A 13,430-nucleotide genomic window follows, 5' to 3' on the forward strand; every position below is an offset into this window, starting at 1 on the left:
ATTACGGATTTAATTGAAAAGGCGGGTTGTCAACTTCTCTAACTTCCCTCTTATCCATCGAAGCTGTAGATGCAGCTTGCCAGTAACTTAATCAATAATTGTGTGATTGTGGCTCGTGCTATACGTCCCTGCCATGTGTAGTAACTTTGTCAATCTAAACAGAGCTGAAGTCAATGACCGATAAAAACATTCCGCTACCCAATCCCCAAGAAGCTGAGACTTTATTGGCTGACCTGTTTGAGCAAGTAAACAAATGGGAAAGTCCCCTGCATGAAAGTACAAAGCTTGGTATAGGTGCAACCGCTGTTAAAAGCTTGCTGGAAAGTAGAGTTAGCTTTGGCAATCCTAGGGATAAGTTGATCTTACTTACGGAAGAGCTATTTGAAGAAACTGAAGAGGGATTGACCAATATTTATCGACAGCAAATGCGTGATGCATTTGATTTTTATTACATGACTGTTACTGTCGATTTGCGTCCTAAACCAGGGGTTAGATTTTGGCGATTGTGCTGTGAGCTTGACTTCAGTCCCAAAGGAGAAAAAGAGCCCATCGTTCAGTCTATTTTCCCCAAAAGCCAATGGCGACCTGTGATGAACTTCGGGGTGGGCATGAATTTAGCTATCAATAGCAATCTTGATTGGAGTATCGGGATTGATAGCACTGAACTAGCCGAACTTACCACTCTTCCTGGGGAGCTCAAAGCTAATGTAGCAAAGAAGAACGAACTCAAAGCATTCATTGTCATTCCTGAGTATGCTTACGAAGCTGGTCACTTTGAAATGATTTCCCAAGGTGAAGGTAACTCAAGGTGTTACTGGCGCATTGAAGAGCCGGAGATCCAAAAAATACCGACAGTCCAATTTGCTATTGTTTTTAAAGTGCCCAAGGAAATAAAGTCTATTAATTTGCGCGGTATGGTTTGGGTTGAGCCGGATATGAACTGGTTAACTGCTGATATCCGTGATGTTTTCAGTGATCTGGCAGATAGATTAAAAACCTTAATACGAAATAAGAATCAGGCCGCGATTAAATTCAGTCGTAGTGATGTCAAGGAATGGATATTGAACCTGCCGAAAGCTAATCTTACACAGGATTTAGCGACTTAAATCGGGTGCATCTTTTGGTTATAAATCTATGGTAAGCATTCAGCTATCAGCGGTCAGTTATCAGCTATCAGTTATCAGTTATCAGTGGTCAGCGATCAGCGGTCAGCGGTCAGCGATCAGTTATCAGGGATCAGTTATTAGCGGTTAGCTGATTTTATTCAAAAGCTGAATGCTGATAATAGGCTTTTTCCCAGACTTTCAATTCTCTAACATCTCTAACTATTAAATTATCCCAAATCAGGTTTATTTTAAGCTGACCGCCTACTGACAACTGACTGTTGACCACTGACCACTGACCACTGACCACTGACCACTGACCACTGACCACTGACCGCTGAATGCTTACCAATTAATCAGCTTTATCTGATCAGACAGCTATGACTAGAGCCTACTACACCTATCGCATCTACGTGATAAAGCCTCATATAGTGGGGGTTGAAAAGAAAGAACCTGGAAAGCTCGATAATCGAATCTCTGGAGCATTTCGCTATCAGGATAAGATCACCCCAGAGGTCAGGGAGTTGATCGAAGAGGTTCGTAAAAATGGACTCAACGATGCTAACCAGTCAAGGTTTTTGGGAGAAGCCTTGTTTGATGCCTTGTTTGATGATCGACTTTGCCATGATTTTATTGGATTTTATAACGAAGTTGTTCGCACTAAACAGCAACTGCTACGGGTAGAACTAGATATAGACGAGCAAAATATCCCTGAAGTGGCAGCGTTCCCGTGGGAATTTATGTGTTTGCCTCAGAGGAAGAACTCAGGAACAATTTGGTTGGCTACTGCACCTGGCTTGGTCTTCTCGCGCCTGCCCTCACACCCGATTTCAGCACCACCGATTCAGTTAGGCGCAAATGAAAAAATGCGGATTGCCTTAGTTGTCTCTGCACCCACAGATTTAAATCCAGTTGCCTACGAGGAAGTACAGGGGGCAATAGAGACACTAGCCCAGGAACAACCAGAGCAGGTGCAATTGTTACCAGTGGTTAATCCAGCCAGCCGCAGTGCTATTGATAACATTCTGAGGAAAAAGCCTCACATTTTCCATTTCATCGGTCACGGTCGTTTTCAGAATGAAAATGGTGAAATTGCCTTGGTGGATGAATTCGATCAGGCATGGTGGATTAGCGCCAATGAATTTAGTGACCTCTTTAATCGTCATCGACCTGGAATTATTGTGTTGCAGGCATGTCAGGGAGCAATGGAGTCTAGATCGAAAGTATCTGTAGGGCTAGCTTCCAAGGTTGTGCAGCAACTTATTCCTGTAGTCGTGGCAATGCAGTATCCAGTGTCTAATAGCACAGCTAGCCGATTTGCCTGCCATTTTTATCAACAATTAGCTGAAGGTAAGTCAGCGGATATAGCAGTACAGGAAGGAAGGCGAAAAATTAGTCTCTATGAATCAACAGGGTATCGGAAACGGGATTTTGCCACACCTGTGATTTTCATGCAAGTGCAAGATGCTCAATTAATTCAACCTCGAAATGAGTCAGGATTTCAAGGTCTAAATCAGCCAGTTGTGCGAGACAAGCCAAGGCATAAACAGCTCCAGGCAAAGGATGCTCGCCAATCAGAAGGAGTCAAACGAGCGCTGTTGATTGGAGTCAGTAAATATGGAAAGGGGTTAGAGCCACTACCTGGCGCAACCAAAGATTTAAAGGAAATCAAACGAATACTGGGTTCGCCACAACTGGGAAATTTTGTTGATGTCAAAGCTCTCAGTAATCCTAATCGACAGCAAATGGAGGAGGCTATTGAACAGTTATTCACCACTTCTACAAAAGATGATCTGGTGTTACTGTTCTTTTCAGGTCACGGTGTCAAAGATAGCAGCAATCAACTGTACTTAGCAAATCGTATTACTCGTAAGAATTCACAAGGGGAACTAGTTAGGACAACCGCAGTTTCCGCTAGGGCTATCCATAACATTATGAATCGTAGCCGCTCCAAGCGACAAGTCGTTATCCTCGACTGTTGCTTTAGTGCAGCCTTTCGTAAAGGTCTACTGGTTAAAGATGATGGCTCTGTCGATCTTCAAAATCAATTAGGAGGGGAAGGGCGTGCTATTCTCGCTTCTTCAACTGACTATTCCTTTAGTCAATTGGACAAACAGCTCTCAATTTACACTCAGTATTTAGTAGAAGGCATTGAAACGGGAAAAGCTGATTTGAATCGGGATAGGGTGATTTCTCTGGATGAGTTACATAAGTACATCGAAAATAAGATTAAAGAAACCCTTCCTGTCATGACTCCTAAAATCTATACTGATCAGGAAGGTTCTAAAATCCAAATTGCTAATGCACCAAGCGATGATCGCCATGTAGGAAAGTCTTTAGATACCGCACAGGATATGAAGGCAAGTCCACAAGCAGATAGTTTGATAATACTTAGCTTACCTAAGAAAATGCTATCAAAGCGTGTTATAATTATTGCTGTTTTGGCTTCGGTATTGATCGGTGTGGCTTATTTAGCGAAAGAATACCTGTATTGTAAAGATATATATATAGATTTTTACAAAGGTAAAAATCCTGAAAATGTAGTTAATAACCCTGATTTTAAAAGGCGATGTCAGCTATTTAAGCCTTTATTTTGGTAGATAAAAAGTTTAGTTTTTTAATTCTAATTTACGATTGTACAAATTTTTCCATCTGGTTCATTTTTGCAGTCGTATAATAATTCTTTAAGAATCGAAAAGTCATTATTATAATCAAGTTTTATTTTGACAAAATCGACATTATTATTACTGAATTCTTCTAGATAAGTTACCTTAATACCTGATTGAAGGTAACCCACAACTGGAGTCTCATTCTTATTTTGTAATTTTATCTTGTAATGTAGGGGTGCATAACATTTTGAAGTGATCCGATTACACTCTAAGATGTGATGAGACTGACCAAAAGCTTTTGTGAATATACCGAGCAAGAAAACAATGCTTACTCCAATAACAAAAATAACAAGAGATTTGATAATTTTGTCTTTCATGGCCAAGAGCAGAGTCGCAGAGTAATAGTTGGCTGATCAAATCTTCGCTACTCTTCAATGGAATCAGGATATTTTACTAAGAAAGCCAGAAATAGATCCAAAAATTTGTGAAATGGTGGTAAACTGGTAGAAAACAGTGTTTTACACTAGTCAATGTTTATGCTAAGTTAATTCTTTGTTTGGAGAAAAAGGCAAAAGGCAAGAGGCAAGAGGCAAGAGGCAAGAGGAAAGAGGGGACTGCTGCTAATGTCGCAGAAAACAGCAATCGGGATAGTCTGGTCTTTGCCCTAAAAGCCTCGCTCCCTAAAGTCTCGCTCCCCAACTATCGGACAGTTTGTGATTATGCGATGTGAATGGGATTGGCCTAAAGCCACGCTACGCGATTGACCTATGGTCACGCGGGGCGCGTTCGCAAAAGGAAACTTTGTGATTAATTCGATGTGAATACGATTAGCCTAAGGCCACCCTAAGCAATTGACCAAAGATCACGCGGGGCGCGTTCGCAAAAGGAGACCTTGTGATACCAAATCCGGAAAGCAAAAACAGGATTAGAATTAGGCTCAAACAACCGTATAGTCAAAGGAAGACAAATATTTTTTACTGTCTGTACTAACCGGATTTGATATTACAGCTTACCGGACTTATTCACCAAGCCTATTTAACCTCTAACTCACAGTAAGTTTTGACACTCCCCGGTCGCGCATACGTGGGGATTCTGCGGACAGGTTAGACTGAGGTAGCACGGGCGACCGAATATTGGCGCACCTGGGAGCGAGAGGAGTAAGACCCTCTCCCCCCCTAGGATTCAGGAGGGTTCCCACTCGAAGGTGCAAAAGACGATGGACATCTCGGAAAGAAAAATCTAGGATTATCCCGAAGTCTTTTGTATCAGAGCTAGAGAGAAAGTAGGTTATAACCGAACCACCGAATAGGAAATAACCGAACAGGGAAAGAACGACAAGGTTGAAGGACATGAATCGTTGTTTAAAGGCACCGTCATCAGTGATAACCCCGCTAAACTCGGTGATGGGGTTATAGGCTCCAGGATTACATTGCGTGTTAGATGTAATCGAATCCCATGAAGGACCCGGTGTAGAGACGGCAACCTTTAGTTCGCAACTCACAGGCGCGTAAACGGGTAAGCCGAGATTGAGTCCATATTGTCTGGTCGATAAATATGGTAGCCAAACCGCAAGGAAAGGTATAACTCTCAGTCCGGTAAAAGTCTGAACCAAGCAAAGGCCGACACCTGAAAAGGAACGGGAATACATAACCGGTCGGATAGAGGGAAGTCCCTCGCTCGAAAGAGCGCTGAATTTCAGAGCTGATTCCGAGCCAAGAGGAAACGTACTTAATTAACTTAAAGTGTACATGGAAAAGATAGAACCTATATCGCAAGATACGGGTATCGTAACTGAACACACCACTGAATGGCACTCCATAAATTGGAAGAAAGCCTACAGACAGGTGAGGAAATTAAGACAACGTATTTTCAAAGCGACACGTGAAGGAAACTGGAAAAAGGTCAATAAACTCCAAAGATTGATGCTTAGGAGTTACAGCAATGTCCAGATATCCGTCAAAACAGCCACCCAACAAAATAAAGGAAAGAGAACGGCAGGGGTTGATCAAGAAAAATGCCTGAATCCTCAAGAAAGAGGACAGATGGTAGACAGATTAATCAACCTCAAATCATGGGCAGCTAAACCCACCAAACGCATCTACATACCCAAGGCCAACGGCAAACAAAGACCCTTAGGGATACCAAGTATCACCGACAGATGTCTACAAGCCATAGTCAAAAACACACTAGAACCTGCCTGGGAAGCCCAGTTTGAAGGAACCTCATACGGGTTCAGACCAGGCAGAAGTGCCCATGATGCCCGACAACGCATCTTCTCAAATATTAAAGGGGAAAAGAATAGGAAATGGTGGATAGTGGAAGCGGACATAAAAGGATGCTTCGACAATATAGCCCACCAACCACTTCTGGAATCCATCGGAAACTTTCCAGCAAGAAAGCAAATTAAAGACTGGTTAAAGGCAGGGTACGTAGATAAAAATACGTTCCACCCGACAGAATCAGGCACCCCACAGGGGGGAATAATAAGCCCACTTCTGGCCAACATTGCTTTACACGGACTGGAAACAGAGTTAGGAATAACCTATAAAAGGGTTAAAAGAAACAACAGGGCAAGTTACTGGGAAAATAAATCCAATAGAACAATAGCTCGCTTTGCGGATGACTTTGTAATCATAACAGAGAGCAAAGAAGATGCTGTGAACGCTAAGGAAATCACGAAGAAGTGGTTATCCAAAAGAGGGTTAGAACTATCGGAAGAAAAAAACCAAGATAACTCACCTAACAGAAGGATTCGATTTCCTAGGATGGAACTTCAGGAAATATAAAACAACCGGAAAAAAGTCAGGGTACATTACACTAATTAAACCCTCCAAGAAAAGCCTGAAGAACATCAAGAAGGAGATAAAAATAGCCATGGCTCAACTAAAGGGTGCATCAGAAGATGTGGTGATAGCCAAGTTACAACCTCTCATAAGAGGATGGACCAACTATCACAACGGGACAGTGGCTAAAGAAACCTTCAACAACCTAAATGAATACGTAAGATGGAAATTAGTAAGATGGTGCCTAAGAAGATACCCAAAAAATAAAAGTTGGGAATGGATTAAAGCCAAACACTTCGGCAAATTCTGCCCTGGAAGGGAAGATAACCATGTGTTCGGAAGGAAAGACAATTATCTGGACAAAGCACAATGGACAAACATCACCAGGCATGTGCTAGTAACCCACAACTACTCTAAGGACGACCCTGAACTCCAAGAATATTGGAAGAAAAGGCAAGAAAAAAATGGGAAAAAAGCAGCAGAAGGAGCACTATCCAAAGGTAGGAATAAGATAGCCTTAAGGCAAAAATACACCTGCCCATACTGCGGACAACCACTTGGAGAATATAATAATGTTCATCTACACCACATTATCCCTAGGGAAAATGGGGGAAAAGATGAAGCAGGGAACCTAGTATATGTCCACGAAGATTGTCACAGGACCATCCACGCCTTGGGAGCCAGCAATCCTGAGATACAGGAAAAACTGTATCGAGCGATAAAAACCCGTCCAAGGAACCGGAAGAAAAGCCAAAAGGTACAAACCCGGTTATCCAAAGACTAAAAGCTGGATGAAAAGATAACGTGTATAAAGGAATTGGTTGCGCCGTGTGCTTGGTAACTTGCTCGCACGGTGCTTAGGGGGCGAAGAGGGAGCAATCCCTCCGACCTACCCAATCCAAAGCCTAATCCTCGTTGCGGTCGTCAAGCACCGCCTACCCAGTCGGCTTAGATCTAGTTCTAGCTTTCTGGCTACTTTGCGCAATATATTTGCGCTGCCATTTAAATCGGCATTAATAATTGATCTATCAGCAGACCGGTACAAACCACGTTTAACTCTTCGCCCCGATGCTTTCCACCCATCTGGCTTTTCGCCGAATCTGGGTAGGGAGTCACCATCAAGGTAAGAAGCTTTACTAGTATAGGCTTCTTCTGTTATTTCAAGCCTAATATCGTACAAGTCACATAGCTGGGATAGTCTATCTTTTAACTTTCCCAAGGGAATCTGAACAAATTCTTGATTGTTCAATCTACCCATATTAGAGTTCTTTTTAAATCCCTCATTCCACCCTAAAACAATCGTTTTGATTCCATTCTTTAGGCAGTGGTTTATGATGAGTCGAGCTGATTTATTTATCCCATCTGTGATCCGGTGGTTCCGCTTCCTGGTTACTCGGTCAAGCCACTTATCCCAGTAACCTTGTGGCTTCCCTTCTTTTCTGGTCGCGACCTGCTTGTTCCAATACTGGTTATAGGATTTTATGGCACGGGAGTCGATCAGGAACGAGTTCCCTAATGTATCAACGCAAGCAGCTAAGTTACTAGAAGTCCCAAGATCAATACTTAGAGCTTCGTTACCGTCTTGTTGAACTGCTACCTGATCGGGGATTTCATAGGAGACTTCTAAATAGAAAGCACCATTCTTTGGGAGGATAGTCCACTCTTTTATTTTCCTCCCCTCTAAGTTGCTAGGGAAGGATAAAGAGAAGTTCTTGACTCCAAACCAACGTTTTACGGTTAAGCCAAGGGAAAATATTAATTTTCCCTCCTTCATCTTTGGCTTTTGCCCTCCAGAATTAGGGTAAGCGACTTTAAATAGTTTGGAGCCTTTTAAATACTTAGGTGGAGAAGGTCTATCGTTTAACTGCCCTTTAAACCAAAGTTCTCTAAGCCCCTTATAAGACTTGAAGGCTTCCGCTACACTTAATAGGGTTTGCTGAGCTGGAGTGGAAGGTAGAGACTTTGCTATTATTGATTTCCCTATGCTCTTTTCGTAGACCAGCTCGAATTTTCCAGTCAGTATTTTCCCAGTCTTAAAAAATGTCTGTCTAGCAAAATAGACACCCATGTTGTACAGCTTTCCGGACTGTTGACACAGATAAGTCAATATAGCCTCTGTCTCTTTGTCAGGATGCAACAAGATTTGCTGAACCCCTATCTTTTTATTTGTTTTAGCCATTATCGACCCTCTCTTGGCTTGTTGTTATCTCATAGTAGTCTACAATAAAGGTCATGTCTTGTCCGGATAGAAATGCGAAAATCAACTTTTGAATATCGGCATTACAATCACGCCGTAGGATTATGTGTAGTTCACCTAGTCTGGATACCGAAAAGGCGGAAAAAGATACTAGTAGGAAGAATCAGGGACAGAATATACGAAATCTTTTCAGGAGTCGCATTAGAGAAAGGATGGAAGATCAAAGCCCTTGAAGTAGCCCCAGATCATGTTCATCTTTTTGTAGAGATCAACCCGACTGATGCGATATGTCAAGTGGTCAGAGCTTTTAAGGGACGAAGTGCTAACTATTTAAGAAAGGAATTTCCTGAGTTAAAAAGGTTGCCATCTTTGTGGACTAATAGTTACTTCTTCTCTACAGCAGGGAAGGTTAGCACTGAAACGATTCAAAGATATATTTCCGATCCCCATCACAGTTAACAGGTGGCTAAAGCCACTGTGAGCATTCCTCCCCGGTCTAAAGACACGGGGTTTCCTGCTTGTTAGACTTTTATGATGTTGCTGTAATTGGCAATTTGAGCAGTTGAAGCAACTCAGAGCATTCTTGCGAAATTTCTTTAAAAAGCTTTTGTTGAATGAATACAAAGTCTGAAAACCCTTGTAAAGCCCATTCTTGAATTTGTTGATCTGATTCCGTTCTATATTTTGCGACTAGATCAAGTGCTTCAAGCGCAAACTTAAAATGTTCAGCTTCAACCCCAGAACCCTGGTATTTACCGTGAATTACAATCCAATACCAAGGACTAAACTGACCTTGCTCAACTTCAACTTTTCCATTGATTTTAGAAAGGTATGAATTGAAACCACAATTGGAGTTATTGTATCTAATAACCTTATCAATAATCGAGTATTCACGATCAGCAAGGACTTCAGAAGCTGCATGAAATCCTATGGCACGAATCAGCGCAACAGCATTACCAGGTATACCCTCATATTTTTTTACAGTATTATCTAAAATTTCGTGCATCCAATCTGGGAGGATAGAGAAATGGTTTCGCTTGTCCACAGTTAAACCAGCGTAGTCGCCAATAGATTTTAGTGTTGCTTGTGCCAAAGTACGATGGGGTACAGATTTAGCACCTTTATCCGAGTGTTCATCAATCGTTGCTGCTAATATTTTTGCTGCTATTTCTAATCCCCGATCAGCTTCATCTATAACAGGATTTGAAGAACTATTGAACAGGTGACGGGACAATCCAACTGAACTTGCCAAACGAGCGACTAAGCTACCTGCATAGCCGTTAAAATGAGTATATCGCTGCATGAACAAATACAGTGAATTAGGATCTTGTACTGCTAATTGGCATGATGATTCTACAGATTTATCAAGATTGGCAAAATCAAATAAATCATCAAGGAATTTTATGGACAATATGGTAGGAGAAATGCTCATATTTTTCGGTTTTTATTGACTATTAAATTCTACTAGATAATCTGGGTGCGACGATAGGGATTGAAACGATTAATACAGAATCTCATGTCAGCTTAAGTACACATAATATAGGAGGTAGCATCTACTGTGTTTGAGTATGCCTAAACGCCTTACTATTAGCCCCCACCTAACTATTGATGAATTGGAGCAAGGTTATCGCCAAAAATGGTAAAGGAACGCTCACATTACCAAATCCTTTGGTAATTAGCCAAAGGAAACAAGAGCGGGGAAGTGGCTGCTGTAAGAGATTATACCAAATCCGGAAATCAAAAACAGGATTAAGATTAGGGTCAAACAACCGTATAGTTCAGACGCAAATATTTTTTACTGTCTGTACTAACCGGATTTGATATGATTAATTCGATCTGAATGCGATTGGCCTAAGGCCACGCTACGGGATTGACCTACGGTCGCGCTGCGCGAACGCAAAACACTGACTGGTTTGATGGGATCGACCGTAGGTCACGCTACGCGATTGGCTTACTGCCACGCTACGCGAACGCAAATTCCCTATCAAGCTGAAATCACTTCAAAATCAGAAATCGTCTCAATCCAGACCCGTGCTCCACACTTGAGGGGATCATCTGGACGATACATCACCCGACACGGGCCATTGACCTCCACCGTATGACCGTAAACATTTTTAGAGCCTCGCTTCACCGTAATCACAGGATTACGCTCCCCGGTCTTGAGATTTTGGCGAATCACTTTCTGATTAACGTGGATCACAGCCTTAGTGTAATTTGTACGCTTTGACCAGTTCCGTTTTGGTCCGCGAGTGCCAGGAGTGACCACCGGCATACCATCAAACAACGGAATCACCCAAGTTCTACCCACCTTATAAGCCCCTTTAACTCTGCCCTTGCCCAGAAGGTAACGGACGCGAGTGGCAGAAACACCAAGTAATTCAGCAGCTTGTGCGGTGGAAATCATCATGGGGAGTAAACCATTGCTTTAACGATACTGTTATTTTAACACACTTTTTCGGAAAATGCAATAATTGGGTAAAACTATTGCACTGTCGCTATTTCAGAGCGTGTGGAGAGTGTGGGAGGTGTGGATAGTATTTGATTTATGGGATTTATAGGATTTATGGGAGGTATGGGAAGTGTGGGGAGTGCTGGAAAACTATTGCATTGTCGCCATTTCAAGCAGTGGGGTTAGTAGGGTTAGTGGAGTTTGTGGGATAAAAGGGTTATCAAAAACTATTGCATTATCGCAATTTAAAGGGAAAACTGATCGGTGTAATGGACTAAATGGAGTAATAGAGAGAAGAGGGTGCTGAAAAACTATTGCATTGTCGCCATGCCAAGCAGTAGGGGCAACTGGGATTAGTGGGATTAGTGAGAGGAGTGAGATAAAAGGGTTATCAAAAACTATTGCATTTTCACAATTTACTGCTAATATCATTTCAGGATAATTACCCTCAATAAAAACCTCCCCCATCTCCCCATCTCCCCATCTCCCCATCTCCCCAAACTTCTCACCCTCCCTCTAATTATCGGTATTCAACCTGACTTGATATAAGTGGGTCAGTGCCGTCAGAATAGTGCTGATCAGCTGTTGTGCATTTAAACTGTATAAGCGCCTGAAATCAAATAACAAAGATAGATCCCAGTCCCCTCTAACCTTAGCCAAAAGGCCACGCTACGCGAACAACAAAATAACCTTCAACCGTAAGCATTCAGCAGTCAGTGGTCAGTGGTCAGTGGTCAGTGGTCAGCCAATGGCCAATGGCCACTCAAGTAGCGTGCCCGTAGCGCATAAGCTGATAGCTGATAGCTGATAGCTGAATGCTTACCTTCAACCTCCAACAAACCAACCTTCAACCTCCAACAAACCAACCTCCAACAAACCAACCTTCAACCTTCAACAAACCAACCCTCAACAAACTAATCTTCAACCTTGGCCTTTCGGCCACGCTACGCGAACGAGCACAGTTGATTTAATAACTCTTTTGGAATTGCCTCGAAATTCTCCAACAGGAAATCCATTAAAGCCAGATGGTATAAGGAATCGGCACTGGGAGATTTATAGCGAGGACCTTTGGCCAGCCAGGTATTAACCGCGTAAGTTGAGCGGCAGCAGATGTTACCGATGTCTTCTTGATTGACTTGCCATTTGCGGTAAAACTCCTGGGGGGTCATGGACAGTCGGTAGTTGCTGTATAGGTAGATCAAGATTTCCTCTCGCTCCGTGATGGGACGAGGAATTGAATGTGGGCTTGTGGATTGCCTCTCGGCAATTTGGGCAAGGCGGTCGAGGGCTCGCTGACAGTTAATCAGATGATCTAAGGAGCGTTTTTCTGGCATCATAGAATTACCTCACACATAGTTTGTGATTGGGGATAAAGCCGCGCTTTGTGTGTCAACTTGGAAGCGCGGCTTTTTGTCCAAACAACTTATCGAAATATCGGACATTTTTATTATTACTAATATATCGGAAAATGTCAAGAGTATTTTTTAAAATTGCAACATTTTTTGAAAAATATAATTATTGCCTATAGCGTTTGTATTTGAGATGTAAACATATAATTTATAAAAAAATGTAACAGGGAATAGGGAGTAGGGAGTAGGGAGTAGGGAGTAGGGAGTAGGGAGTAGGGGGAATCAAATTGGGTGCATCTCATATTTGTAAAAAAAATCGGAAGTGTGGGGAGGGTGGGGCGGTAATTTTACCGCGAATTTTTGCCGAATTCCATGCATTGAGATGCACTCATAAAATTGACATTACCTCATCAGCTTGTCGGGTGGGCAAAAACATTTTGGTTCAAAGGATTTTATAGATAATAAAACTTTGCCCACCCTACTTTAATTGGTATTTTTTTTTCACTGTTCCCTGTTCCGCTGTTCCCTGTTCCGCTGTTCCCTGTTCCGCTGTTCCCTGTTCCGTTCCTTTGCTTGCATATTAGTTCTTAAAATCGTTGATAACAAACTTCATTGCCGACGCCTTACTTAGTCAGGGATTATATAAAAAAACTCTCGCCTCAAGGTTAAGAAGGAAATCCCTAGATTAAATTTAGATTAAAAATAGGTAAAATTCACAAAAATGTTATACTTTAGTCAGATAAAATTACACTAAACATTTACATAAAGTTCAAAAACAACTGTTAACCAAACCTTATAATTAAATTTATATAAATACAATCAAAATTTAACCTGGAAATGAAACACTTACTAAGGGAGTTCAGCTAGTTTCAATCATCACGTAAACCTATGCCAATCCTGTTGAAGGTTGGTAAAAATTGCGTCTTAGGTGATAGCTGAT

At 42.0% G+C, this 13,430-nt stretch carries 19 protein-coding genes; 9 read left to right on the top strand and 10 right to left on the bottom strand.

Annotated elements, in window-relative coordinates:
• Window positions 1–173: 173 nt before the first annotated feature.
• Window positions 174–1,106, top strand: coding sequence for a hypothetical protein (locus tag F6J90_RS42895; RefSeq protein ID WP_293108927.1), 933 nt, complete (start codon window positions 174–176; stop codon window positions 1,104–1,106).
• A gap of 154 nt (window positions 1,107–1,260) precedes the next feature.
• Here F6J90_RS42895 and F6J90_RS42900 read toward each other — a convergent pair whose 3' ends face one another.
• Window positions 1,261–1,455: a hypothetical protein gene (locus tag F6J90_RS42900; RefSeq protein WP_293108930.1), complete on the bottom strand. Its 195-nt coding sequence runs from the start codon at window positions 1,453–1,455 to the stop codon at window positions 1,261–1,263.
• Between the two features lie 28 nt (window positions 1,456–1,483).
• Between F6J90_RS42900 and F6J90_RS42905 the strand changes: the two genes are divergently transcribed.
• A complete protein-coding gene (locus tag F6J90_RS42905) occupies window positions 1,484–3,703 on the top strand; it encodes a CHAT domain-containing protein (protein ID WP_293108933.1) in 2,220 nt (739 codons plus the stop codon).
• A 23-nt stretch (window positions 3,704–3,726) separates the two neighbouring features.
• Here the strand turns inward: F6J90_RS42905 and F6J90_RS42910 are convergent, their stop codons facing one another.
• From F6J90_RS42910 to F6J90_RS42920, 3 genes are all read right to left on the bottom strand, one after another.
• Entirely contained in the window at window positions 3,727–4,089 is a 363-nt protein-coding gene (locus tag F6J90_RS42910; RefSeq protein ID WP_293108936.1) for a hypothetical protein, read from the bottom strand.
• A 157-nt stretch (window positions 4,090–4,246) separates the two neighbouring features.
• Window positions 4,247–4,411: a hypothetical protein gene (locus tag F6J90_RS42915; protein ID WP_293108938.1), complete on the bottom strand. Its 165-nt coding sequence runs from the start codon at window positions 4,409–4,411 to the stop codon at window positions 4,247–4,249.
• A 343-nt stretch (window positions 4,412–4,754) separates the two neighbouring features.
• Entirely contained in the window at window positions 4,755–5,213 is a 459-nt protein-coding gene (locus F6J90_RS42920) for a hypothetical protein (protein ID WP_293108940.1), read from the bottom strand.
• A 247-nt stretch (window positions 5,214–5,460) separates the two neighbouring features.
• On the opposite strand from F6J90_RS42920, the gene F6J90_RS42925 reads away from it, so the two are divergent.
• Together F6J90_RS42925 and F6J90_RS42930 are read left to right on the top strand one after the other, a co-directional pair.
• Window positions 5,461–6,498 (top strand): reverse transcriptase domain-containing protein, encoded by a 1,038-nt coding sequence (locus F6J90_RS42925; protein WP_293090997.1) that lies wholly within the window; start codon window positions 5,461–5,463, stop codon window positions 6,496–6,498.
• A gap of 88 nt (window positions 6,499–6,586) precedes the next feature.
• Window positions 6,587–7,279 carry a group II intron maturase-specific domain-containing protein gene (locus tag F6J90_RS42930; RefSeq protein WP_293090998.1) on the top strand — a complete coding sequence of 231 codons (693 nt, stop codon included), beginning with the start codon at window positions 6,587–6,589 and terminating at the stop codon, window positions 7,277–7,279.
• Between the two features lie 105 nt (window positions 7,280–7,384).
• On the opposite strand, the gene F6J90_RS42935 is transcribed toward F6J90_RS42930, so the two are convergent.
• Window positions 7,385–8,674, bottom strand: coding sequence for a transposase (locus tag F6J90_RS42935; protein WP_293108942.1), 1,290 nt, complete (start codon window positions 8,672–8,674; stop codon window positions 7,385–7,387).
• Between the two features lie 72 nt (window positions 8,675–8,746).
• Between F6J90_RS42935 and tnpA the strand changes: the two genes are divergently transcribed.
• Window positions 8,747–9,151: an IS200/IS605 family transposase gene (gene tnpA / locus F6J90_RS42940; protein ID WP_293108944.1), complete on the top strand. Its 405-nt coding sequence runs from the start codon at window positions 8,747–8,749 to the stop codon at window positions 9,149–9,151.
• A 70-nt stretch (window positions 9,152–9,221) separates the two neighbouring features.
• Here the strand turns inward: tnpA and F6J90_RS42945 are convergent, their stop codons facing one another.
• Complete coding sequence (locus F6J90_RS42945) at window positions 9,222–10,124, bottom strand: hypothetical protein (protein ID WP_293108946.1); 903 nt, start codon at window positions 10,122–10,124, stop codon at window positions 9,222–9,224.
• 438 nt (window positions 10,125–10,562) lie between these two features.
• On the opposite strand from F6J90_RS42945, the gene F6J90_RS42950 reads away from it, so the two are divergent.
• Window positions 10,563–10,685, top strand: a complete 123-nt coding sequence (locus tag F6J90_RS42950) for a hypothetical protein (RefSeq protein ID WP_293108948.1) — start codon at window positions 10,563–10,565, stop codon at window positions 10,683–10,685.
• Here the strand turns inward: F6J90_RS42950 and F6J90_RS42955 are convergent.
• Both F6J90_RS42955 and F6J90_RS42960 read right to left on the bottom strand, forming a co-directional pair.
• Window positions 10,677–11,099 carry a helix-turn-helix domain-containing protein gene (locus tag F6J90_RS42955; RefSeq protein ID WP_075900812.1) on the bottom strand — a complete coding sequence of 141 codons (423 nt, stop codon included), beginning with the start codon at window positions 11,097–11,099 and terminating at the stop codon, window positions 10,677–10,679. The two genes, F6J90_RS42950 and F6J90_RS42955, sit on opposite strands and share 9 nt — an antisense overlap.
• A 192-nt stretch (window positions 11,100–11,291) precedes the next feature.
• Window positions 11,292–11,609, bottom strand: coding sequence for a hypothetical protein (locus tag F6J90_RS42960; RefSeq protein ID WP_293108949.1), 318 nt, complete (start codon window positions 11,607–11,609; stop codon window positions 11,292–11,294).
• A gap of 103 nt (window positions 11,610–11,712) precedes the next feature.
• On the opposite strand from F6J90_RS42960, the gene F6J90_RS42965 reads away from it, so the two are divergent.
• Entirely contained in the window at window positions 11,713–11,949 is a 237-nt protein-coding gene (locus tag F6J90_RS42965; protein ID WP_293108951.1) for a hypothetical protein, read from the top strand.
• Window positions 11,950–11,956: 7 nt separating this feature from the next.
• Window positions 11,957–12,112 (top strand): hypothetical protein, encoded by a 156-nt coding sequence (locus F6J90_RS42970; protein WP_293108953.1) that lies wholly within the window; start codon window positions 11,957–11,959, stop codon window positions 12,110–12,112.
• On the opposite strand, the gene F6J90_RS42975 is transcribed toward F6J90_RS42970, so the two are convergent.
• Both F6J90_RS42975 and F6J90_RS42980 read right to left on the bottom strand, forming a co-directional pair.
• Window positions 12,086–12,478, bottom strand: a complete 393-nt coding sequence (locus tag F6J90_RS42975) for a hypothetical protein (RefSeq protein ID WP_293108955.1) — start codon at window positions 12,476–12,478, stop codon at window positions 12,086–12,088. The genes F6J90_RS42970 and F6J90_RS42975 overlap by 27 nt on opposite strands.
• A gap of 185 nt (window positions 12,479–12,663) precedes the next feature.
• Window positions 12,664–12,792 (bottom strand): hypothetical protein, encoded by a 129-nt coding sequence (locus F6J90_RS42980; RefSeq protein WP_293108957.1) that lies wholly within the window; start codon window positions 12,790–12,792, stop codon window positions 12,664–12,666.
• A 185-nt stretch (window positions 12,793–12,977) separates the two neighbouring features.
• On the opposite strand from F6J90_RS42980, the gene F6J90_RS42985 reads away from it, so the two are divergent.
• A complete protein-coding gene (locus tag F6J90_RS42985; RefSeq protein ID WP_293108959.1) occupies window positions 12,978–13,121 on the top strand; it encodes a hypothetical protein in 144 nt (47 codons plus the stop codon).
• Window positions 13,122–13,430: the final 309 nt, after the last annotated feature.

It is taken from the genome of Moorena sp. SIOASIH (assembly GCF_010671925.1).
Lineage (GTDB): Bacteria > Cyanobacteriota > Cyanobacteriia > Cyanobacteriales > Coleofasciculaceae > Moorena.